The sequence below is a fragment of the Hymenobacter tenuis genome (assembly GCF_054780495.1).
Map to the genome: position 1 here is coordinate 2224356 of NZ_BAAGWF010000001.1, position 19737 is coordinate 2244092.

General features: G+C 57.7%; 24 protein-coding genes. 15 read left to right on the plus strand and 9 right to left on the minus strand.

Annotated elements, in window-relative coordinates:
- The first annotated feature begins 41 nt into the window (after positions 1–41).
- The 3 genes from ACYVGU_RS09610 (at position 42) to ACYVGU_RS09620 (ending at position 2633) form a co-directional block, all read left to right on the plus strand.
- Positions 42–1415 carry an MATE family efflux transporter gene (locus ACYVGU_RS09610; protein ID WP_460621864.1) on the plus strand — a complete coding sequence of 458 codons (1374 nt, stop codon included), beginning with the start codon at positions 42–44 and terminating at the stop codon, positions 1413–1415.
- Positions 1416–1625: 210 nt separating this feature from the next.
- Positions 1626–2180, plus strand: coding sequence for a DUF922 domain-containing protein (locus ACYVGU_RS09615; protein ID WP_460614613.1), 555 nt, complete (start codon positions 1626–1628; stop codon positions 2178–2180).
- 120 nt (positions 2181–2300) lie between these two features.
- Positions 2301–2633, plus strand: coding sequence for a tRNA-binding protein (locus ACYVGU_RS09620; RefSeq protein ID WP_460621865.1), 333 nt, complete (start codon positions 2301–2303; stop codon positions 2631–2633).
- Here ACYVGU_RS09620 and ACYVGU_RS09625 read toward each other — a convergent pair.
- A complete protein-coding gene (locus tag ACYVGU_RS09625) occupies positions 2630–3028 on the minus strand; it encodes a DUF4296 domain-containing protein (RefSeq protein WP_460614615.1) in 399 nt (132 codons plus the stop codon). The two genes, ACYVGU_RS09620 and ACYVGU_RS09625, sit on opposite strands and share 4 nt — an antisense overlap.
- 37 nt (positions 3029–3065) lie before the next feature.
- On the opposite strand from ACYVGU_RS09625, the gene ACYVGU_RS09630 reads away from it, so the two are divergent.
- The 6 genes from ACYVGU_RS09630 (at position 3066) to ACYVGU_RS09655 (ending at position 7555) form a co-directional block, all read left to right on the plus strand.
- The gene (locus ACYVGU_RS09630) at positions 3066–3965 is read left to right on the plus strand and encodes a DUF58 domain-containing protein (protein WP_460614616.1); all 900 of its coding nucleotides are present in this window, start codon (positions 3066–3068) and stop codon (positions 3963–3965) included.
- A gap of 58 nt (positions 3966–4023) precedes the next feature.
- Positions 4024–4917, plus strand: coding sequence for a hypothetical protein (locus tag ACYVGU_RS09635; protein WP_460621866.1), 894 nt, complete (start codon positions 4024–4026; stop codon positions 4915–4917).
- 112 nt (positions 4918–5029) lie between these two features.
- Complete coding sequence (locus tag ACYVGU_RS09640; RefSeq protein WP_460614618.1) at positions 5030–6073, plus strand: vWA domain-containing protein; 1044 nt, start codon at positions 5030–5032, stop codon at positions 6071–6073.
- A 22-nt stretch (positions 6074–6095) separates the two neighbouring features.
- Positions 6096–6461 carry a hypothetical protein gene (locus ACYVGU_RS09645; protein WP_460621867.1) on the plus strand — a complete coding sequence of 122 codons (366 nt, stop codon included), beginning with the start codon at positions 6096–6098 and terminating at the stop codon, positions 6459–6461.
- Positions 6461–7129: a YggS family pyridoxal phosphate enzyme gene (locus ACYVGU_RS09650; protein WP_460621868.1), complete on the plus strand. Its 669-nt coding sequence runs from the start codon at positions 6461–6463 to the stop codon at positions 7127–7129. Before ACYVGU_RS09645 ends, ACYVGU_RS09650 begins: the two co-directional genes overlap by 1 nt.
- 48 nt (positions 7130–7177) lie before the next feature.
- Positions 7178–7555, plus strand: a complete 378-nt coding sequence (locus ACYVGU_RS09655; RefSeq protein WP_460621869.1) for a DUF423 domain-containing protein — start codon at positions 7178–7180, stop codon at positions 7553–7555.
- A gap of 121 nt (positions 7556–7676) precedes the next feature.
- Here ACYVGU_RS09655 and ACYVGU_RS09660 read toward each other — a convergent pair whose 3' ends face one another.
- The 4 genes from ACYVGU_RS09660 to ACYVGU_RS09675 form a co-directional block, all read right to left on the minus strand.
- Positions 7677–8228 carry a DUF1573 domain-containing protein gene (locus tag ACYVGU_RS09660; RefSeq protein WP_460621870.1) on the minus strand — a complete coding sequence of 184 codons (552 nt, stop codon included), beginning with the start codon at positions 8226–8228 and terminating at the stop codon, positions 7677–7679.
- 192 nt (positions 8229–8420) lie between these two features.
- The gene (locus ACYVGU_RS09665; protein ID WP_460621871.1) at positions 8421–9845 is read right to left on the minus strand and encodes an ATP-dependent DNA helicase; all 1425 of its coding nucleotides are present in this window, start codon (positions 9843–9845) and stop codon (positions 8421–8423) included.
- Between the two features lie 133 nt (positions 9846–9978).
- Entirely contained in the window at positions 9979–12192 is a 2214-nt protein-coding gene (locus tag ACYVGU_RS09670) for a tetratricopeptide repeat-containing sensor histidine kinase (RefSeq protein WP_460621872.1), read from the minus strand.
- A gap of 191 nt (positions 12193–12383) precedes the next feature.
- Entirely contained in the window at positions 12384–12809 is a 426-nt protein-coding gene (locus tag ACYVGU_RS09675; protein WP_460621873.1) for a PaaI family thioesterase, read from the minus strand.
- Between the two features lie 114 nt (positions 12810–12923).
- On the opposite strand from ACYVGU_RS09675, the gene ACYVGU_RS09680 reads away from it, so the two are divergent.
- From ACYVGU_RS09680 to coaD, 4 genes are all read left to right on the plus strand, one after another.
- The gene (locus ACYVGU_RS09680) at positions 12924–13532 is read left to right on the plus strand and encodes a DUF4126 domain-containing protein (RefSeq protein WP_460622005.1); all 609 of its coding nucleotides are present in this window, start codon (positions 12924–12926) and stop codon (positions 13530–13532) included.
- 111 nt (positions 13533–13643) lie between these two features.
- Positions 13644–14156, plus strand: a complete 513-nt coding sequence (locus ACYVGU_RS09685) for an NUDIX hydrolase (protein ID WP_460621874.1) — start codon at positions 13644–13646, stop codon at positions 14154–14156.
- Between the two features lie 161 nt (positions 14157–14317).
- Positions 14318–15193, plus strand: a complete 876-nt coding sequence (locus ACYVGU_RS09690) for a DUF3822 family protein (RefSeq protein WP_460614628.1) — start codon at positions 14318–14320, stop codon at positions 15191–15193.
- A 71-nt stretch (positions 15194–15264) separates the two neighbouring features.
- Positions 15265–15729: a pantetheine-phosphate adenylyltransferase gene (gene coaD / locus ACYVGU_RS09695; RefSeq protein WP_460621875.1), complete on the plus strand. Its 465-nt coding sequence runs from the start codon at positions 15265–15267 to the stop codon at positions 15727–15729.
- A 94-nt stretch (positions 15730–15823) separates the two neighbouring features.
- On the opposite strand, the gene ACYVGU_RS09700 is transcribed toward coaD, so the two are convergent.
- Together ACYVGU_RS09700 and ACYVGU_RS09705 are read right to left on the minus strand one after the other, a co-directional pair.
- Positions 15824–16303 carry a hypothetical protein gene (locus tag ACYVGU_RS09700; protein WP_460621876.1) on the minus strand — a complete coding sequence of 160 codons (480 nt, stop codon included), beginning with the start codon at positions 16301–16303 and terminating at the stop codon, positions 15824–15826.
- A 28-nt stretch (positions 16304–16331) separates the two neighbouring features.
- A complete protein-coding gene (locus ACYVGU_RS09705) occupies positions 16332–17033 on the minus strand; it encodes an NUDIX hydrolase (protein ID WP_460614631.1) in 702 nt (233 codons plus the stop codon).
- 255 nt (positions 17034–17288) lie between these two features.
- Between ACYVGU_RS09705 and ACYVGU_RS09710 the strand changes: the two genes are divergently transcribed.
- Positions 17289–17783: a metallophosphoesterase family protein gene (locus tag ACYVGU_RS09710; protein WP_460621877.1), complete on the plus strand. Its 495-nt coding sequence runs from the start codon at positions 17289–17291 to the stop codon at positions 17781–17783.
- Between the two features lie 20 nt (positions 17784–17803).
- On the opposite strand, the gene ACYVGU_RS09715 is transcribed toward ACYVGU_RS09710, so the two are convergent.
- On the minus strand, positions 17804–18088 hold the full coding sequence (locus ACYVGU_RS09715; protein WP_460621878.1) for a hypothetical protein: 285 nt from the start codon (positions 18086–18088) through the stop codon (positions 17804–17806).
- 149 nt (positions 18089–18237) lie between these two features.
- Positions 18238–18408, minus strand: a complete 171-nt coding sequence (locus ACYVGU_RS09720; RefSeq protein WP_460614633.1) for a hypothetical protein — start codon at positions 18406–18408, stop codon at positions 18238–18240.
- Between the two features lie 101 nt (positions 18409–18509).
- Between ACYVGU_RS09720 and ACYVGU_RS09725 the strand changes: the two genes are divergently transcribed.
- Complete coding sequence (locus ACYVGU_RS09725; protein ID WP_460621879.1) at positions 18510–19538, plus strand: threonine aldolase family protein; 1029 nt, start codon at positions 18510–18512, stop codon at positions 19536–19538.
- Positions 19539–19737: the final 199 nt, after the last annotated feature.

Consider the following 19737-nt stretch of genomic DNA (forward strand, 5'->3'; position numbering starts at 1 on the left):
ACGGGCGTCGTACCTTTGCGGTTCTTTGTAGCTGCCGTAGTATGTCCCGCCTTCATTTTAGCGCCCACCTTCGTCCCACTCTCACGCTAGCTTACCCCGTGGTGCTCAGCCAGCTGGGCCACGTGCTGGTAAATGTGTGCGACAGCATGGTGGTAGGCCAGACCGGCAAAGTGCCGCTGGCGGCCGTGTCGTTGAGCGTGAGCGTGAGCACGGTGGTGATGGTGCTCGGTTTAGGCCTCACCATGGGCATCACGCCGCTGGTAGCGGGCGCCGATGGCCGCCGCGACACTCCGGCGCTGGGCCGCTTGCTGGTAAATGGCGTGTGGCTAAGTGTAGTGGCTGGCGTGCTGCTGGCTTTGCTGGGGCTGATAGTACCGGCCCTGCTTCCTTACCTCAACCAACCCACCGATGTGGTGGAGTTAGCGGCGCCCTGGGTTCAGGTGATGTTTCTGTCGTTTTTTCCCCTCATGATTTTTCAGGGGTTTAAGCAGTTTGCCGAAGGATTGGGCCTCACGCGCCAAGCCATGCTGCTTTCGGTGCAGGCCAACGTGCTTAATGCGGTGCTCTGCTACGGAATGGTGTTCGGCAAGCTGGGATTCCCGGAAATGGGCATGATGGGAGCTGCCTGGGCCACCCTTATTTCCCGGGTACTGCTTGCGGCCCTCATGGCGGCTTACGTACTGAAAGCCAAGCGCCTGCAGGCATACCGCACAGCCGCTCGCCTCAACCTACAGCCCGATGCCGACGGCGTTCGGCGGCTTATCGGGCTTGGCTCACCTATTGGGGTACAGATGATGTTTGAAATGGGAGCCTTCAGCTTCTCGGCCATCATGATTGGCTGGCTGGGCGCCACGGAGCTGGCTGCCCACCAGATTGCCATCAACGTGGCCTCGGTAACTTATATGGCGGCTAGTGGTATTGCAGCGGCCGCTACCATTCGGGTGGGCAAGCACCGCGGCGCCCGCGACGCGGCCGGGGCCCGCGAGGCCGGCCTGGCGGCGTATCTGATTACGTTCCTGTTCATGAGCCTGATGGGCGTGCTGCTGGTGCTGGGCCGCCACACCATTCCGCACTACTACAACCACGACCCTGCCGTGGTAGCCAAAGCGGCTTCTTTGCTGCTGATAGCCGCGGCATTTCAGATTTCGGATGGGTTACAGGTGGTAGGCTTGGGCGCACTGCGGGGCCTGGAAGACGTTAAAATCCCCTCGGTAGTGGCGCTGCTGGCCTATTGGGCCATTGCCTTGCCCCTGGGCTATGTGCTGGGGTTCCGGTTGGGCTGGGGCGCTACCGGCGTGTGGGTGGGGTTGCTCACCGGCCTGACCCTGGTAGCCGTGGCCCTGCTGATCCGGTTTAAGCGGCGGCCCGTGGTTGAGGAGCCCTTCGTGAACGAAGCCGCCGTTATTTCGCGTTAGCACCCTTACCAAAAGCACCCACTGGGTTTGCCCTCGACTTCTAAATCCGAGGGCGGTATTGTGGCCGTACTTTTGCTAGCTCCCGTTGCAAGTCACCCCCTGCTCTTCCCGCATGGCACAAGTTGCGGAAAGGAGGTGTAGTGGGTTGAAAGGCCGCAGCAAGCTAGTGCGGTTCGGTTTTGAGGTCTGTTTATGCTATTCTAGGCACTGATGTTTTTCTACTTTCCCTTTTCGCTGCTGCTGAGCTTGCTACCTGCCACGGAGCAAGGAACCAGCACCCCGCCCGCGGAGCCCGCCAAAATTGAGTGGCGCGCCGGCCGGCCGCTTACCTGGGCCGATTTTAAGAGCCGGCCAGCCACCGACCAGCTGGCGGCACTTACCTCCTCCACAATCGATGCCAAAGTAGGCTGCACCGATTTCGTGTTTTCGGCTGATGTGCGGGCCGTATTTGTGCCGCACGAGTCGTGGGTGCGCGACCCGCAGCGGGCCACCCCGGCCCTGCTGCGCCACGAGCAGGCCCACTTCGACCTGACCGAAATACATACGCGCATGTTGCGCCAGAAACTTACCTTAGTAAAGTTCGACTGCCTGAAGCTGCAGCCTGCTTTTAACAACCTCACCAAAGTGGCCTTCCTGGCCTGGCAGCGCGAGGAAGCCCGCTACGATGGCGAAACTAACCACGGCCTCAACAAAGAAAAGCAGCAAGCTTGGGAACAACGTATTCAGGAGCGCCTGCAGCAGCTGGAGGCTTACGCCGTGAAATAGCTACTGCCCTGCACAGGCGCCATCAGATGCTGCCTATTGCGTAGTTTTGACCGTTATGCTGTGGCGCTGCCCGGCATAACGGTCATTTTGCTTTCTCTCGTAACCACACCTTTTCCGCCAATGATAAGCTGGGCTGATTTTGAACGAGTTGATGTGCGCGTTGGGACAATTATAGAGGCTAGGGAATTTCCGGAGGCCCGGCGCCCGGCATATCAGCTCCTCATTGACCTGGGCCCGGAAGTCGGCCACAAGAAGTCCAGCGCCCAGATTACGCACCACTATCAGCCCCACGAGCTTGTAGGCCGACAGGTGCTGTGCGTAGTGAATTTTCCGCCCAAACAAATCGGTAAGTTTCTCTCCGAGGTGCTGGTAACCGGCGCTGCCGATGCAGATGGGCACATTGTGCTGGCCGCGCTAGCCGGCCCCGTACCCAATGGCAGCCGCCTGATTTAGTTGCGGCGAGTAGGCGAGGTTGCAGAAGTGCCCGATTTATCCTGCCGCTTTTCCTGCTGCGTCAGGCTATCAATCACGGTAGCGTAAATTTCATCCAGGTCCTTGTCGTGGATGGCGTAATACTGGTAGCTCTGCTGGAAGGCCGAGTCGGTGGTTTGGTAACGCGTGTACAGGCGTTTCTGCTCTTGCCGGAACAAGGCCCTAGCCGAGTCGCTGGGCAGCGCCGAGGCATCGGTCCGGGCTTCCAGCGTATGCAGCTCCACCAGCAGGCGCACCATCTTGTCGCGGGGCAGCAGCTGCCGGGGCGGGGCAATATCATCGGGCTTCTGGCAGCCCGTAACTCCCAGAGCCAGCAGGCCTACCACCAGCATCACACGAAACGAATGTTTTTTCACAGCTGCAAAGTTACGAGGAAGCCGTAGTTTAGTCGAAATGAAAACCGCCGATACCCCCTTTCAGCAACTTGTCCGCAAGCTTCGGCAGATGGAAATCCGCATTTTGAAGGCGGTGGACGCACAGCTACAGGGCGACTTTCACTCCGTTTTCAAAGGCACCGGCCTTGAATTCGATGATGTACGGCTGTATCAGTACGGGGATGAGGTGCGCGCCATTGACTGGGCCGTATCCAGCAAAGGACACGGCACCTTCGTCAAGACCTACAAGGAGGAACGCGAGCAGCAGGTACTTTTATTGCTGGACGTAAGCGCCTCGCAGCAAGTGGGCGCCGCTCCACACCGCAAAATTGATGTGGGGCGCGAAATCTGTGGGGTGCTGGCCCTAGCCGCCGCACGGCAATCGGCTCAATTGGGCATCTTGGCTTTCTCTGATCAGAAAGAGCTGTATCTGGCTCCCGGCAAAGGGATTCGGCACGCCTATGCCCTCATTAAACGGTTGTTTGAACTGGAGCCAAAAAGCCGACAGACCAACGTGGCCGCGGGCATCAAGCAGGCCCTAGGCACCCTGAAGCGCCGAACCATTGTGCTCCTGATTTCTGACTTTATTGATGCCAATTACGAGCGGGAGTTGACCATGTTGGCCCGCAAGCACGACCTAGTGGTACTGCAGCTGCTGGATAAGCGCGAGCAGGAATTCCCGCCCCTGGGCATTATTCCGCTGCATGACCAGGAATCGGGCCGTACAGTGTGGGTAAATACTTCCTCGGCCGCATTTCGGGCCCGCTACCGCGCTACTTACGAGCAAAACCGGGAGCAAATCGGCCAGATCTGCCGCCGTCACCGTACTGAGTACCTTTCCATTGCCACCGAATCAAACTTCGTTCCCCAGTTGGTGAATCTGTTTCGGCGGCGTAATCAGCGGGGCGGGCGTGGGTAGCAGCAAACACGAGTGGCCATTTGATGCTGTAAGGAGGAGGCTGGTCGGCTGGTTCTTGGTGCTGCTAACGCTCTTAACGCATAGCACGCTAGGCCAGAATACCGAGCCGGACACCATCCCCAAAGGTCGCTTCTTGCGCCCTACGGTGCGGGTAGGCGAAATACTGGAGTACGAATTGACGCACGTACATGCGGCGCAGCAGGAAGTTATCTTCCCCGATTCGGCGGCGGAGTTTGCGCCATTTGAGTACGTAGGGCGGCAGTACTACCCCACCCGCACCCGCCAAGGCCGCAGCCTCGATCGGGCCATCTACCGCCTTCGTACGTTCAGCCTCGATTCCGTGCAGACGCTCACGCTGCCCGTTACCGTACTGCGCGGCCGCGACACGCTGGCCGTACCCGTAGCACCGGCCCAAGTGCGGCTGGTGCGCACGGCTCCGCCCGCTGATCCGGCGGCGCCCCTCGTGCTGCGCCAAAACCTGCAGCCCCTCCCCATTGAGCCTACTTTCAACTATCCGTATTGGCTGGCGGGCGCGGCGTTGCTGCTGCTGTTGGCCGGAGGGCTAGTGCTGGTATTTCGGGGCCGGCTGCAGCTGCGCTACCGACGGTATCGGCTCCGGAAAAACCACGCCTACTTTCTGGCGCAGTACGGTCGCCACGTTGAGCGCTTCACGCTCTCCCGCTCGCTCACCAACATGGAGCGCGCCATCACGCTCTGGAAAAACTACCTCTCGGCGCTGGAAGAAAGCAACATCAACAGCCTGACCACCCGCGAGATTGTGGCGCATTACCAGAACGATGCCGATGTAGGACTGGCCCTGCGCCTTGCTGACCGCGTGATTTACGGCAATCAGGTGTCTGAGTCGGATGAGGATACTGAAACCGACCTGGCCTTTGTGCTGCTGCGTAATTTCGCCGACCGGCAGTACGCACGGGTAGTACAGGACTTATAAGCGGTTGAGCCTTGGGCAGGTTCACGCTTTTATCTTGCCTAGCAAACTTCCTGCCCCGAGCCCCCGCTTACCTTACCACCACTTCAGCTCAAACCATTCCCTATTTTTGCGCATGCCCTGGCCCGATGCTCTGACTTATGTGCTGGATAGTGTGCGCTACGCTACCTTGGTCAGCTATACCTGGGAGCAGCCGCGCCTGTTGCTGTTGCTGCCGCTGGTGCCGCTGCTGTTTGTGCTGCGCTGGGTGCTGGCCCGGCGCCGGCGGGCCCAGCTAGGAGTAGCCTTCGTGGCCGGGCAAGTTCCGCGCGACTGGAGCACGGTGCTGCGCTTTATTCCGGATGTGGTGCTGGCCCTGAGCATCGGGTTTGCCATTGTGGCCCTGGCCCGGCCTCAGCGCACCGACGAGCGCGTAGTGCAAACCGGGGAAGGCATTGATATTCTGCTGGTACTTGATGTTTCGGGGTCCATGGAGCTGCAAGATCTGCGCCCCAACCGGTTGGAAGCGGCCAAACGTGTGGCGCTGGAGTTTGTAAACGGCCGTCAGGGTGACCGAATTGGGCTGGTAGTGTTTGCCGGCGACGCATATTCCCTGGCCCCGCTGACCACCGACTACGATCTGCTGCGCGATAACCTCCAGGGCCTGCGCCTCGGCATGATTCCGAACGACGGCACCGCCATCGGGACGGCCTTGGGGGTAGCCACCAACCGCCTCCGCGACTCCCGCTCGCGCACCAAAGTGTGCATCCTGATTTCTGATGGTGAAAATACCGCCGGCAGCCTCGACCCGCTCACGGCCGCCCAGCTTGCCCACGCCTATGGCCTCAAGCTCTACACCATCGGGCTGGGGCAGGATGGTATTGTGCCCTACGGTACCGATGAGGCCGGCCGCCCCCGCTACGTGAACACCCGCCTCGATGAAACCACCATGCGCCAGATTGCACAGGCCGGTGAAGGCCGCTTCTTCCGGGCCACCGATAACGAAGCCCTGCGCCAGACATTCACCCAAATCAACCGCTACGCCAAGTCCGAAATCAAGCAGACGCGATACCGCAACACCCTAGATTACTACCGCATCTATCTGTACTGGAGCCTGGGGTTGTGGCTAATTTGGCTGGGCCTGAAAAACACCTTCCTCACCAATGCCTTGGAAGACTAAGTTAAAGTTCAGCTAGCCTTATATGATTCAAAAACTACTATTCGCCCTACTTTTCGGCTATTACAAGGTTTTAATAGAAACTAGAGGGCCAGAGTCAGCAATGCTGGCAGCTAAAGGGCTTACCTATATGTCGGTGTCTCTGCTGTTTTTGAACCTACTCTTTTGGGTTTTGCCCAATAGCTTAATGGATTCTATCATTCCCTGGGTAGCACCATTTGTCATAGGTGCTATAGCTATATTCTTCGCTACGGATGATGAAGAGGAAATGCGGATTGCTTTGGCCAACTTAAACAAGGCATCCTTCTCCATAAAAATTTTAATCAGCATCGGGTCCTTTTTGACTTTACCAGGGTTCTATGCTTTGATAATGCACCAAATCTTTCGCTAATGGGCTCTATAGCCGACAACCTGCACCGCATTCAACAACAGCTTACTGGCACGGCCGCGCGGCTCGTTGCCGTCACGAAAACACATCCCGTGGAGCGCCTGCAAGAGGCGTATGATGCCGGTGCCCGCCTCTTCGGCGAAAACCGGGTGCAGGAAATGGCCGCCAAGCAGCCCGCACTTCCAGCCGATGTAGAGTGGCACCTGATTGGGCATCTGCAAACCAACAAGGTGAAGTACATTGCCCCGTTTGTGCACACCATCCAGAGCATTGATAGCCTGAAGCTACTGGAGGAAATAGAGCGCCAGGCTGCCAAGCACAACCGCGTGATTGAAGGGCTGCTCCAGTTTCATATTGGGGCCGAAGAAACCAAAACCGGCCTTACCCTCCCGGAGGCCAAGGAAATCCTCAAGTCCGAAGCCTTCCGCCGTTTGCAGCACGTGCGCCTCACCGGCGTGATGGGTATTGCCACCTTCACCTCCGATGAAGACCAGCTCCGACGGGAGTTTCGGGAGCTGCGCGGGTATTTCGATAAGCTAAAGGCCCTGTATTTCCCCGACGACAGCGCGTTCCGCGAAGTATCCATGGGTATGAGCTCTGATTACCTGCTGGCCTTGCAGGAAGGCAGCACGCTCATCCGGGTGGGCAGTGCTATTTTTGGGGCGCGGTAAGCACAACCTTTCGCGCCGTCTTCATTTACTTCAGAATACGAATCACACATGACAGCTCGTCTTATACTTCAGCTGGCGGCCTTACTAGGGGCGCTTGGCGTCGGAATCGGGGCCTTTGGGGCGCACGGCCTGCGCAAGATGCTGGAAGCTTCCGGCCGCTTCGAGACCTTTGAAACCGCCGTACGCTACCAGTTTTATCATGCCCTGGCCTTGCTGGCGGTAGGCATTCTACTGCACATCAAGCCAGAGCTGCGCAGCCTCAGCACCGTAGCGTGGCTCTGGCTGGGCGGCATTCTGGTGTTCAGCGGCTCTCTGTATGTGCTCTGCCTTACGGGCATCACTAAGTTGGGCGCCATCACACCCCTAGGCGGCGTGCTACTTATTGCCGGCTGGATTGTGCTGTTGCTCGCGGCCCGGCAGCTCTAGTTAGCTTACTAGGTCCTGAAACCAAAAAAGCGGCTCGCCACACAGGCGAGCCGCTTTTTTGTTGGCCGGAGCCGGGGCTAGAAGGTTTGCCGGTGACAGGCACCTAGCAAAGCCCGCAGGCTTAGGAGGCTTTCTTCTTAGCCTTGATTTTATTGTCGCCGATTTTAGTTTTCTGCTTGGCTTCCTTGGTGTTAGCAGGGGCGCTTACATCGGAAGCAGCCGGAGAAGGGGCAGGAGCCGCCGCGCTGGCAGTGCCGGCCTCTTTCACATCGCCTACCAACGCTACCATGGCGTTGCCACCAGCCGAGTTCGACTCAATGGTGAGCACTTTGTTTTGCATCCCGAACTTACCCGCCGAGTTGAACTTGGCCGTTACCGTACCCGATTTGCCGGGCATTACGGGCTCTTTGGTCCAGTCGGGGGTAGTGCAGCCGCAGCTCACGCCAATGTTTGAAATCACGAGGGGCTGGGTACCTACGTTCTTAAACTTGAAGGTATGCTCTACTACATCGCCGGTGTTGATGGAGCCGAAGTCATACTTCATTTCCTCAAACTGGATTTGCGGCCCGGCCACTTTGGTCTGGGCGTTAGCGGGCTTTACGGCGGCCGTCTGAGCCTGGCCCGCGAAGCCCATCATCGACAGCGACAATGCCAGAATGAGTGCTTTTTTCATGTCGTTTATGCGTGAAAGCGTTGGATGTAAACAAAAATACGAGTTTCGGCCACTGAGCCAAGTTGCGTGCCAGTTTTCAACCAGCCGCATGAAGCTTGTGTGAAGTGCAACACCAAAGCCGCTTTTTTACGTTCGGCCACACTCCTTTTTTGGCGCCGGCTATAAGACACTAGGCTGCACACATGGCTGCACTTACTCCTCTGTGGCGTCGCCGATCAGCTTTTTATTGAAGTTAAGCAAAAACAGCTTTTCCGAGGAACGGGTCACGGCCGTGTACAGCCAGCGAGCAAACTCGCTGTTCACCATCTCCTCCTTCAGATAGCCATGATCTACAAAAACGGCCTGCCACTGGCCACCCTGCGCTTTGTGGCAGGTAAGCGCATAGGCAAATTTCACTTGCAGCGCGTTCAGATACGGGTCTTTGCGCATGGCCGCCGTCCGCTCTTTCTTGGTTTCAAGGTGGGCGTAGTCGGCACTGACGGCGTCGTAGAGGGCCTTGTTACGGTCGGCAGGCAGGGCGGGGCTTTCGGTGTGCAGCGTGTCTAACAGCAGCTTGATTTCCATATCCGGCTCATCGGGATAGTCCACGAGGCGCACGCGGGCATCGGCAAAGCGGAACCCGAACATCTCGGTGAGGCGCACAATTTTCACCACCTGCACAAAGTCGCCGTTAGCCAGAAACCCAATTTCCGAGTCCTTGGGCAGCCAGTAGTAGTTGTTGCGCACCACCATCAGGTAGTCGCCCGACTCAATTTCGTCTTCGGCCTCGAATAGAATGCGCCGGATATACTGGTTGTACTGGTTGGCGTTTTTGTTGGAGCGGCAAATGATGGTGCTGTTTTCGTGGCCGAAGTTTTTGTAGGCCCAGCGCAAACCATCCTCCAGCTTGTCCCCGCCCATCGTGAAGATGTCGGGGTAGCCTTTAGTGAAGAACGAGATGTTCGGGTGCTCCTCGCGCAATTCTTCGCGCAGCACTGTCGCGTTCATCAGAATGCCCGATTCTTCGGCCTGGCGCATTACCTGGCGCAGCTCCACTGAGTCAACCTGAGCGCGGAAGCGGTGCCGCAGCAGCTCGGGGTCGAGGGCGGGACTGAGCAGCTGACCCACAGGCGGCAACTGAGCCGTATCCCCGATGAGCAGCAGCCGGTTCGAGGGCTTCTCGAACACATAGTTCATCAGGTCGTCGAGCAGGCCGTTTTCGCCGAAGGCCTTCTCATCGGAAATCATGGAAGCCTCGTCCACAATATACAGGGTGTCCTGGGTGCGGTTGGGTTGGCGCTGAAACGAGAGGCCTTGTGAAGGCGTGCCGCTGGTCTGGCGGTAGATTTTCTTATGAATAGTGCTGGCCGCGACGCCCGAATACGTACTCATGACTTTGGCTGCGCGGCCGGTGGGCGCCATCAGCACGTATTTGCGGCCCATGCGGTGCAGCCATTGCACCAGGGCGCTTACCACGGTGGTTTTGCCGGTGCCGGCGTAGCCACGCAGCACAAACGCCTTACGGCCGGGCAGGCCATCACTTAAAAAGCCATCCATCTGCCGAAACAGCGTGGCCTGGTCTTGGGTAGGTTCGTAGGGAAAATAGTCGCGGACGGAAGGAGTTCTGACGGAGAGCATAGCAGTGTGTTCGTGTAACAAAGCTACGCCGGTTTAAGCTCCCGACGGGGGTAGTGATTGAGAGGTTCGTATTACTACGCTTCTGCCATGTTACTAGCCCTACCTCAAGGCCCAACCGACGCCTGGCTTTCAGTTAAGCCGGCAGCCGGATGACAAACTCGGTGCCCCTGCCCTCTTCCGAGTCAACGGTGATGGTGCCGCCGTGGCCTTTCACGATATCATGGCTCAGAGAAAGGCCGAGGCCCGTACCCTCGCCCATTGGCTTAGTGGTAAAGAAGGCCTGAAACACTTTCTCGCGTACTTCCGGCGGCATACCAGTGCCATTGTCCTGCACGCGTATTTCTACTTGCCCGTGATGAAGTTGGGTTGCTACTCGTACCTGGGGCGCATACCCACTGCCTTCCAGCCGCTGGCGCTTGGCCACAGCATAAAAGGCGTTGGTGAACAAGTTGAGCATCACCCGACCGATGTCGGAAGGCACCACGGCTACTAGGGGCAGATCAGGGGCCAAGTCGGTGGTAACGGCAATAGTGCGGGCCTGGCCCTGCAGCAGCTGACTTTGCCGGGCCAGCTGCTGGTACTCCAGAATCAGGGCGTTGAGGTCAGTGGCTTCCCGCTGGCCAGTGCCGGCGCGCGAGTGCTCCAGCATATCTTTAATAATGGCCGACGCTCGGATGCCGTGCTGGCTGATTTCCTGCAGATTTTGCTTGAGGCCGAGTAGAATCTCCTGCTCTAGGCCCGCCTTGCGCGCCGGGTCCTCGATATTATTGACCATGGTGGTACTGACTTCCGCAAACTTCTTCATGAAGTTGAGCGGGTTCTGCAGCTCGTGGGCAATGCCCGCCGATACCTCACCCACAAAGGCCCACTTCTCTGACTGCACCAGTTGGTTTTGGGTGGTGCGAAGCTGCGCCAGGGTGCGCTTGTTGGTTTGCAGCTGACGATAACTCATCACCCCCAGGCTCGATATGAGCACAATGGCAACTGCAGCTACCCCAAGGAGCTGGTTTCGCTGCCGCAAACGCATGGATTGCAGCATTTTCTCCTGGCGCAAGCGCTCAATCTGCTCATTCTGAGCTTGCTCAATTCGCTCTCCTTCATACTGGGCCAGCAGGTTGTTGCCTTGGGCCTTGTTGAGCGTGTCCATCAGGTTGAGGTAGGCGCGCGCGTAGTCGCGGGCCGGACCGGCGGCGCCGCGCTCATCCTGAAACCGAATAATCTGCTGCAGATACTTGGGGCGCAGCATCTGAAAATTGGCGGCGGTGGCCTTCTGATACGCTTGGCGCCAGTAGGCGTCGGCCTTTTTGTAGTCGCGGAGTAGGGTGTAGTAGCGCGCCCACGTGGCATCGAGGGCAAACTCGCCGGGGCGGGCCGTGATGGGCATGCGCAATGAGTCGGCGAGCTGCTGCGCGCGGGTAAGCAGGGGCAGCGCCGCCGCGGGCTTGTTCAAGGCCAGCAATACCTGGCTTTTCAGTACCAGGCCATACGCTGTAAACTGGGCTTGGTCAACACGTTCGCTGCGAGCGGTAGCCAAGGTTGTTTCGGCGTACTGCAAGGCTTTGGATGTGTTGCCCTGCTGCAGATATAACTTGGCAATAGCCTGCTGCGCAAAAAAGCGCTGCAGCTGCCCCATCTTGTACTGCTCATTTAACCGGACGGCCTGCTCCAGATACTCCAGTCCTTTGCGGGCGTTGCCCCAATCGGCGTAGGTAGTGCCCGCTACCATCAGCTCATTGCTGTAGTAGCGCCGGTTAAACGTGCGGTACAGGTCGGCGGCGTGGAGGTAGTGGCTGATGGCTTGGTTATAGTCGCCTTGGTGGCGGTAGGTACCGCCCAGCACCAGGTAGCAGGCCGCCTGATTCTCAACGGCTCCCTGCACGCGGTAAAACGTGAGCTTCCGCTCAAAATAGGCGCGGCGAGTATATGACTCCCGCAACTGATTGTACAACGGAGCCAAATCAACCAGCAGCTGCGGAATGGGGCGCGCCACGGCATCAAACAACTCCACGGCCTGATGCAGCGCCGCCAGTGCCTGCCGGTAGTTGGTTCCCTTCACCCACAGGGCTAGTCCGGCCCGCAGCTCCCGGTAAGGAGCATCATCAAACTGCTGAGTGCGCTCATTGATCCGGAATAGCTCATCGAGCAGCGGCAGAGCCTGTACACGGCGGCGCGGTTCGGTTAGCTCCGTGATGTCGAGGATATGCCGGATGGTGCGCAGCCGGGCGGTATCGGTGCGCTGCTGCGTTAAAACCTGATTTAGCGAATCATTGCTGGCCGTCCAGTAGCGGTGCTGTGCCAGCAATGGTCCGCCCAGGAAAACCAACAGCGCCGTAACAATCCATTTCATAGATAAAGACACCGTCATCCGGACGTAGAAACCGGACTCCAACGCCAAGTTGGCAATAAAATGGCAGACTCCACTCCCCCCCTATTCCAGACCTAAGGCCCGTGGTAAGCTAAACCGTAACATTACTTTTTATGTAACTGTCATTCAAGTAGTAAGCGCAGCAAAATTCTTCTAGCGCTAACTCGGCCCCTCTACTGTGGCGGCGCGGCCAGGGTTATCACGGCCATGGTGGCAGAGGCCTTGGCAATTAGCTTGTCATCACACCACACCTCTGACTCGCAGAAGTGAAGGCGGCTGCCGGCCTTCAGGACCCAGCCCACGGCCCGCAGCTTCTGGCCGATTCCGGGGTGCAGGTAGCTGGTTTTCAGCTCTACCGTTACTACGCCGGTGCCATCGGGAACCAGCGTTACGGCTGCGAAGCCAGCTACTAGGTCGGCCATGGTGGCTACTAGCCCGCCGTGCGCAAAACCGGTATGTTGCTGGTGCTGCTGCGCCAGATGCAGCTCCGCTTCCACCCGGCCCGACTCAATCAGGGTCAGGTCGGCGCCGATGTGGTGCATGAAATGCTGGCGGGTGAGTTTGCGGCGGATGCGGGTTTCGAGAGGTTCAGGAGTCATAGAGCCGCAAAGGTTGTGTATATTTTGGCTGATAGCTAGCGCGGCGCGTCAGAAGCCGGGGTGCGCCCTAGCCTTCGCAGCGCTGCAAACCCGTAACCTCCTACTTTCCTTGTGATGGAACCTGTACAGTATTTTCTGGCCGGAGCACTGGGGCTGGCCCTGGCGGCCTGCAGCGGATTCAGGGTATTTGTGCCATTGCTGGCGGCCTCGGTGGCATACCGCATGGGGCTGCTGGCGCCCTCGCCAGGATTTGCGTGGCTGGGCACCTGGCCGGCTATAGCGGCCTTGGGCACGGCTACCGTGGCCGAGATACTAGGATACTATGTGCCCGTAATCGATAATGTGCTGGACGCCATTACCGGGCCGGCTTCCTTTATTGCGGGCACCGTCCTGATGACCTCGGCCCTGCCGGATATGCCCCCGATGGTGCGCTGGGGCCTGGGCATTGTAGTGGGGGGCGGTACGGCGGGCATCATCCAGACGGGTACGGCGCTGCTGCGGGCGGGCTCCACGGCCACCACTGCCGGGCTAGGCAACCCCGTGCTGGCAACCCTAGAAAACATGCTGGCCATTGTGGGCTCCGTGCTGGGCCTGCTGATGCCCGTCGTGATGGCCGGGCTGGCAGTAGTGCTGCTGGTGTGGGTACTTACGCGGCTACGCCGGTGGCGCCAGCGCCGTGCCAGCCGCCAGTTTGCATCTGCATCAACCCTAGAAAAAATATAACGGCAAGCCTTTCGTTTGCTTTCGGGCCGGCTCCCGTAACAAGTAGCCAATGGCGCTGTTTTTTCGTAGCCTTGCGCTTCCGGTCGTGTGGCTGATCCCTTTTGCCTTTCTATGATGAATCAATTTTCTGGCGCTCCCTCTCCTGATCCGCTGCTGCACGCCTATGCTGGGGTAGCACGGGTGCGGGTGTGTGGCCTACTAGTCCGCGCCGGCGCCATGTTGCTTACGGCCCACCGGGGGCTACTCCCAGATGCGCTACCATTCTGGTCGCCGCCTGGCGGGGGCTGGCAGTTTGGCGAAACCCTGCACCAGTGCCTGGAACGTGAGTTTACGGAGGAAACCGGCCTAGTCATTAACGTGGGACGCTTCCTGCACCTGCATGAGTTCAAGAGCCCGGAATTGCAGGCCCTGGAGTTGTTTTTTGAAGTGCATGCCCACGATGAAAACGCCAGCCCCCGCCTCGGCCTCGACCCCGAACACACCACCGACGCTCAACTCCTGACCCACCTGGAGTTTATCACGCCCCGGCAACTAGGGCAATTGCTGCCCACCCAGGTGCACCCCGTACTGCGTGACATTATCAGCACCGATGACGTGTTTATTCCGCAAATTAGGTTTCAGTAAGCAGCGTCTGAAAACCAGGGAAGTTACCCATTAAACGGCCGTTGTTTTTCTCTTCTCCCGTTTGAAAGCCCCGCAGAGTTGTTGCGTGCGGTAGCGGCTGCGTACCTTTAGCGGAGCTTTGCCCTTGTCTGATTTCTGCACCCGCTTTTTCTGCTCCACTTATGTCCGCTACCGTCATTATGCCCCCGGCTGCCCTGCACCGCCTGCACGACGAAACGCTGGACCTGGAAAACCTCTCGGGCTACAACCTGTACCTGACGGCAGGCACTGCTGGCCTGCGGGTAGGCGTGGCCGATGTGCGGCGCAATAAGTTTGTGGCGCTGGAAGATTATGCGGCCCCCGATACGCCCGTATCCTTGGCGGCACAATTCCAGGCCTTGGCCACGGAGCAAGAGCTAGTAGGCCGGACCGGCTGGAACCAGGTGCGGCTGGCCGTCCAAAACCGGCAGTTTACGCTGCTGCCCGCGTCGCTTTTCCGTCCCGGCGATGAGCCCGCGTATCTGAAGCTGCACCACGCTCCGGATCCGCAGCACGAAACGCTGCACCACTACACGCACGCCAGCCAGGGCATTACCAGCATTTTTGCCGCCGAAAAAGCCCTTACCAGCTGGTTCAGAAACACCTATCCGGAAGGCCAGCTGCTGCATCAAACCAGCGCATTGCTGGAAGGAGTGGCACACCAGAGCGAGCAGGGCGGGCCGCGCCGCATATACCTCAGCATTGGCTATCAGGAAGTTACTATCCTGAGCATGCGCGATAAGCAGCCTGAGTTCTTAAACGTATTCCCGTTCAGCACCCCCGAAGACCTGATTTACTATACCATTCTGGTAATGCAGGAGCTTCAGTTGAACCCCGACCAGGACCTAGTAATGGTGTGGGGCGACCTGATGCACGATTCCGAGCTGTTCACGATTCTGCGCAAGTATATCCGCAACATCCGTTTCGGCAACCGGCCCTTTGACCTGGGCTACAGTTACCGGCTCAATGATTTGTTTGAGTACCGCTACTTCGAGCTGTACGCATTGCACCTGTGCTAAGCAGCCGCCACTATTAGGCTAAGTACTAGGCCCCGTTGCAGTAGAAACCCTTTTACCTCGCACTTTCCTGTATGCGCATCGCCCTGTTTCCCGGCTCGTTCGACCCATTCACCAATGGCCACCTCGACGTAGTTCGGCGCGGAACGGCGCTTTTTGATGAGGTGATTATCGCCATTGGCAACAACAGCAGCAAGCAGCGCTACCTGCCTGTTGAGCAAATGACGCGGATGATTGAGGAAGTATTTCAGGAGGAACCGCGCGTATCGGTGCGGGCCTATAAAGGCCTCACCGCCGATTTTGCCCGGGAAGTAGGTGCCCGCTACCTGCTGCGCGGCCTACGCAACACCACTGATTTTGAGTACGAAAACACTATTGCGCAAGCCAACCGCCACATCAATCCGGAGCTAGAATCAGTGTTCCTGATTACGGCGCCGGCGCTGGCAGCCATCAGCAGCACCATCATCCGCGAGATTCACCGGTTCGGTGGCAACGTCGATGATTTTGTGCCGTTTCGTTTGCCGCCGTTTGCTGGTTAAGCTGTCCACTGGCTATAGGCTCAGGCTAGCTTTCAGCGGCGCGCATACAATGCCCGGCTACTAGGCCTTATGATGCGCTGAACTGCCTAAGGCTTTACTTCTTAGCTACAACCCGCATGCCCATAATCTGGCGGCTATTCTGTGGGTCTGCTACTGGCAGCAGAATGTAGGTAGTAGCCGTGAGGCTCAAATTGGCCTTTTGCAGCAGCTCCTCCTCATTGTTTCCCATCACTACCAGGTCGCGGACTTTGCGGGTGCGGGCGTTGAAGGTAGCAATGAGGGTAGTGCCGTTTCGCTCAAAAGTATTGATCCAGCCTTCGCCTTTGGTGCCTTTCATCTGCTCTGGGGTGGGCTCCAGGCCTACTTTCTGGTTGCGAGTTTCCAGGGGTGCGCCCAGCGTACGGCGTAGCTGGTCAATATTGCGCCCCACCAGGGCCGGTACATCCACCTCAACGGGCCGCGGTTTGGGGGCGGCCGCATCAATACCCGTTGTTTCAGAAGCTGATTGGGTACCCGAGCACGCGGCAGTACCCGCCAGCAATAGCACAAAAGCAACGTAGCGGATCGGGCGCATAGGCATCCAGAAATTAAGGGAAAGCAGGTTATTTTACCGATTCCTGGTCGGCGGGAGTCTGTCCGGCGGTTTCACTGAGGTAGTGGCGCACCACCAGCGCAATGCTGGCATACGACTCGTCGAGCACGGCCAACGCCTCTTGGGGTGTCATCCAGCGCACTTCCTCAATGTATTCCTCGGCCTGGGGCTTCATCAGCGTGTCATCGAGGCAGCGCATGATGTACCAGTTCGTTTTCTTCAGAATTTTGTTGCCGTTGTAGGCATAGGAGTGCCAGGTGCTAGGCAGCTTATCTCCTATTTCAATCTTGATGTTGCACTCTTCCTCTACTTCGCGCAGGGCGCCCAGCACAGGGTCCTCATCTTTTTTGAGCTTGCCCTTCGGCAAGTCCCATTTGCCAAGGCGGTAAATCATGAGCACCAGCCCATCTTTCACCACCAGGCCGCCGGCGGCTTTCACAATCTTGAACTGATCCTTCAGATGCAGAATCAGCCGTTTTTTCTTGCGCGCCAACAGCGTAAGCGAAGTCAGCTTTTTCAGCTTTTTCACTTCCATCAGGCGTAGCAAGCGGTCCACAAACACGTCCGTCACGTCGCGCACCAGCACGTCGCCTACCAAATCTTTGGAGATGAACTCATCTTCCGGATTCAGAATCAGGTCGTATTTGTGCTTATAAATCTTCTCGCTGTTCTTCTTAATAATCAGCGGAATATCGTTGATGAAGACGTTCATCGCGAGGTAATCTGGAGGGCAAAAAAGGAGTTCAAACCGGATTGCTGTAAAGCACAGCATATTTCCCCAAAAACGAAAATTGTCCGGCGGTCGGGCAAGATACGGGATGTCTGCGGTTGTGTTGTATATGTTCGGTGAAGTCCTCGGGGCACGAGCACCGGATTACAAGGGTAATATGCAAATTATCTTTCCCAACACGTTATCTGTCACTTGTTACCCGCATTCTGCTTGCGTTCCGGAGGCTACCTTCGTGCCATGAAAAAAATTGGTTTGCTTTCTGACACGCACAGCTACCTGGATGCCCGCATTCTGCATCACCTGCAGGACTGCGACGAAATCTGGCATGCCGGCGACTTCGGCACGGCGGCCGTAATCGAGGAGTTGGAAGCCGTGGCTCCGCTACGCGGCGTGTACGGCAACATTGATGGCCGCGATGTACGCAACACCCAGCCGCTGGTGCAAGCCTTTGAGCTAGAGGGCCTGCACGTGCTCATGACCCACATTGGCGGCTACCCCGGCCACTACAGCCCCGCCGCCCGGCCACTGGTGGAGCAGCAGCGCCCAGGGCTTTTTATCAGCGGACACTCGCATATTCTCAAAGTAATGCCCGACCCGCGCTTGGGCCTGCTGCATCTGAACCCCGGGGCGGCTGGCCGGCACGGCTTTCATAAGGTGCGCACACTACTGCGCTTTGAGGTGGCCGACGGCAAAGTGCAGCAGCTGCAGGCCGTAGAGTTAGGCCCCAAGTGACTTATGCTGCAACAACTGCATCAGTCACCATAGAAAACCACGTAAAGGTGGACCTCCTGCTTGCACCTGTCAGCCAAGGCTATAATATCGTCTAATAGCGCGTCCTGTGTCAGATTCTTTTGCCTTAAAATATCTTTGATGAGATCCTCCATTTGAAGGCAGTTGAATACAGTATCGCCGTACGGATTGAGGTAGCGCAACACTAGAAAATCATTCTGTTGCAAATCTATTTCCACTGTCAGTTCTCTGCCGAGTAGCGCTTGTTCACAATGGTTCTCATCTAGCAATCCAACTGTCCAGGCCATACTAACTCGGTTAATCCCTAGGATGAAAATAGTATCAAACCGGAGTTCTAGAAACAAAAAAGCGCCTTCCCTGGGCAGGAAAGACGCTTAAAGATTCTGGCAGGTACCCACCGACACCGGGGTAGGTGCACCAGACGCAAAGGCCAGAGTTACGCGGCAGCTTCGGTCTTGGCTTCGCCCTTGTTGAAGCGGGCTTTCAGCTCGTCCAGGTCCACGTTCTTCAGAACGGGCGTCAGGAGTAGTTGCTTAATGATGCGCTGCTTGTTGTTAGCGCGGGCAATGTTCTTGCGGTGCTTCCGCTTCAGACGGGTAATGCTCATTTTTTCCGGGTCGGTTTAGGTCTTCTAATAAACGAGGGGCAAAAGTAACGACTAAATTTGAAACCGGGAAACCTTTCCCCTCTTTTCCCTATCATACCTCCATGACAGATTCAGTGATTGACTTACGTTCCGATACCGTAACGCGCCCTACTCCGGCCATGCTGGAGGCCATGTTTCAGGCCCGCGTGGGCGATGATGTGTACGAAGAAGACCCCACCGTGCGGGCCCTAGAGCAGGAAGCTGCCGCACGCTTTGGCCTGGAAGCCGGCCTTTTCTGCCCTTCCGGTACCATGACCAACCAAATAGCCATCAAAGCACACACCGAGTCCTTTTCGGAAGTTATCTGTGAGCAGACCTCGCACATTTACTTGTGGGAAGTAGGCGGCATTGCGTTTCACTCCGGCGCTTCGGTGGCGTTGCTGGCCGGAAACCAAGGCCGCCTGACCGCGGCGCAGGTAGAAGCCGCCATCCGGCCCAATAATATTCACTACCCCACCACCAGCCTTATTTCGCTGGAAAACACCCACAACCGCGGCGGGGGCAGCTGCTATGCCTTTTCGGAGTTGGAAGCCATGGCAGATGTAGCGCAGCGGCACCAGATTCCGCTGCACCTTGATGGAGCACGCGTGTTTAATGCACTTGTTGCCACTGGCCAGTCGGGGCAGGAATATGGCCGCATCTTCGATTCTATATCGGTGTGCCTGAGCAAAGGCCTGGGGGCACCAGTAGGCTCCGTGTTGCTAGGCAGCCAGAAGTTTATCCAGAAAACCAAGCGCATTCGCAAAGCTATGGGTGGCGGCATGCGCCAAGCCGGCTATATTGCAGCAGCGGGCCTCTATGCGCTGGAGCATAACGTGGAGCGCCTAGCCGATGACCACCGCCGGGCTCAGCAACTGAGCGCTACCCTGGCCGCGCAGCCCTACGTGGCCGAGGTACTTCCCGTAGAAACCAACTTGGTTATTTTCCGGCTGCAGGATACAATGCCCGCGGAGCAGTTCCTGGCCCGACTAGAGCAGCAGGGCATCCGAGCGTCATCGTTTGGCCCCCAGATGATCCGCTTCGTGACGCACCTTGATATCGACGACAGCATGATGGCGCGCCTGGAAGCGGCTCTGACAGCAGCAGTTTAGCCCTCTTACCAGGCTAGTATAGGCTACTACCTTCGTCAAACACCGGGCCTAAGGTGCTGGTATATGACATTCCAGTTACTGACCGTGGTTTGACGAAGGGCTTTCTCCTGACCCGCATTTGCCCAATTCTCTGTTGCCATAAGAAATTCGGCACGCGGGGTTGTTGGTTAATAATGGGCTAGTACAACAAGTGACGGGT

What these genes read in the sequence shown, in the direction of transcription:
- ACYVGU_RS09610 (WP_460621864.1), top strand. Translation starts at nt 42, where the DNA reads ATGTCCCGCCTTCATTTTAGCGCCCACCTTCGTCCCACTCTCACGCTA.
- ACYVGU_RS09615 (WP_460614613.1), top strand. Translation starts at nt 1,626, where the DNA reads ATGTTTTTCTACTTTCCCTTTTCGCTGCTGCTGAGCTTGCTACCTGCC.
- ACYVGU_RS09620 (WP_460621865.1), top strand. Translation starts at nt 2,301, where the DNA reads ATGATAAGCTGGGCTGATTTTGAACGAGTTGATGTGCGCGTTGGGACA.
- ACYVGU_RS09630 (WP_460614616.1), top strand. Translation starts at nt 3,066, where the DNA reads ATGAAAACCGCCGATACCCCCTTTCAGCAACTTGTCCGCAAGCTTCGG.
- ACYVGU_RS09640 (WP_460614618.1), top strand. Translation starts at nt 5,030, where the DNA reads ATGCCCTGGCCCGATGCTCTGACTTATGTGCTGGATAGTGTGCGCTAC.
- ACYVGU_RS09645 (WP_460621867.1), top strand. Translation starts at nt 6,096, where the DNA reads ATGATTCAAAAACTACTATTCGCCCTACTTTTCGGCTATTACAAGGTT.
- ACYVGU_RS09650 (WP_460621868.1), top strand. Translation starts at nt 6,461, where the DNA reads ATGGGCTCTATAGCCGACAACCTGCACCGCATTCAACAACAGCTTACT.
- ACYVGU_RS09655 (WP_460621869.1), top strand. Translation starts at nt 7,178, where the DNA reads ATGACAGCTCGTCTTATACTTCAGCTGGCGGCCTTACTAGGGGCGCTT.
- ACYVGU_RS09660 (WP_460621870.1), bottom strand. Translation starts at nt 8,228, where the DNA reads ATGAAAAAAGCACTCATTCTGGCATTGTCGCTGTCGATGATGGGCTTC.
- ACYVGU_RS09665 (WP_460621871.1), bottom strand. Translation starts at nt 9,845, where the DNA reads ATGCTCTCCGTCAGAACTCCTTCCGTCCGCGACTATTTTCCCTACGAA.
- ACYVGU_RS09670 (WP_460621872.1), bottom strand. Translation starts at nt 12,192, where the DNA reads ATGAAATGGATTGTTACGGCGCTGTTGGTTTTCCTGGGCGGACCATTG.
- ACYVGU_RS09675 (WP_460621873.1), bottom strand. Translation starts at nt 12,809, where the DNA reads ATGACTCCTGAACCTCTCGAAACCCGCATCCGCCGCAAACTCACCCGC.
- ACYVGU_RS09680 (WP_460622005.1), top strand. Translation starts at nt 12,924, where the DNA reads ATGGAACCTGTACAGTATTTTCTGGCCGGAGCACTGGGGCTGGCCCTG.
- ACYVGU_RS09685 (WP_460621874.1), top strand. Translation starts at nt 13,644, where the DNA reads ATGATGAATCAATTTTCTGGCGCTCCCTCTCCTGATCCGCTGCTGCAC.
- ACYVGU_RS09690 (WP_460614628.1), top strand. Translation starts at nt 14,318, where the DNA reads ATGTCCGCTACCGTCATTATGCCCCCGGCTGCCCTGCACCGCCTGCAC.
- coaD (WP_460621875.1), top strand. Translation starts at nt 15,265, where the DNA reads ATGCGCATCGCCCTGTTTCCCGGCTCGTTCGACCCATTCACCAATGGC.
- ACYVGU_RS09700 (WP_460621876.1), bottom strand. Translation starts at nt 16,303, where the DNA reads ATGCGCCCGATCCGCTACGTTGCTTTTGTGCTATTGCTGGCGGGTACT.
- ACYVGU_RS09705 (WP_460614631.1), bottom strand. Translation starts at nt 17,033, where the DNA reads ATGAACGTCTTCATCAACGATATTCCGCTGATTATTAAGAAGAACAGC.
- ACYVGU_RS09710 (WP_460621877.1), top strand. Translation starts at nt 17,289, where the DNA reads ATGAAAAAAATTGGTTTGCTTTCTGACACGCACAGCTACCTGGATGCC.
- ACYVGU_RS09715 (WP_460621878.1), bottom strand. Translation starts at nt 18,088, where the DNA reads ATGGCCTGGACAGTTGGATTGCTAGATGAGAACCATTGTGAACAAGCG.
- ACYVGU_RS09720 (WP_460614633.1), bottom strand. Translation starts at nt 18,408, where the DNA reads ATGAGCATTACCCGTCTGAAGCGGAAGCACCGCAAGAACATTGCCCGC.
- ACYVGU_RS09725 (WP_460621879.1), top strand. Translation starts at nt 18,510, where the DNA reads ATGACAGATTCAGTGATTGACTTACGTTCCGATACCGTAACGCGCCCT.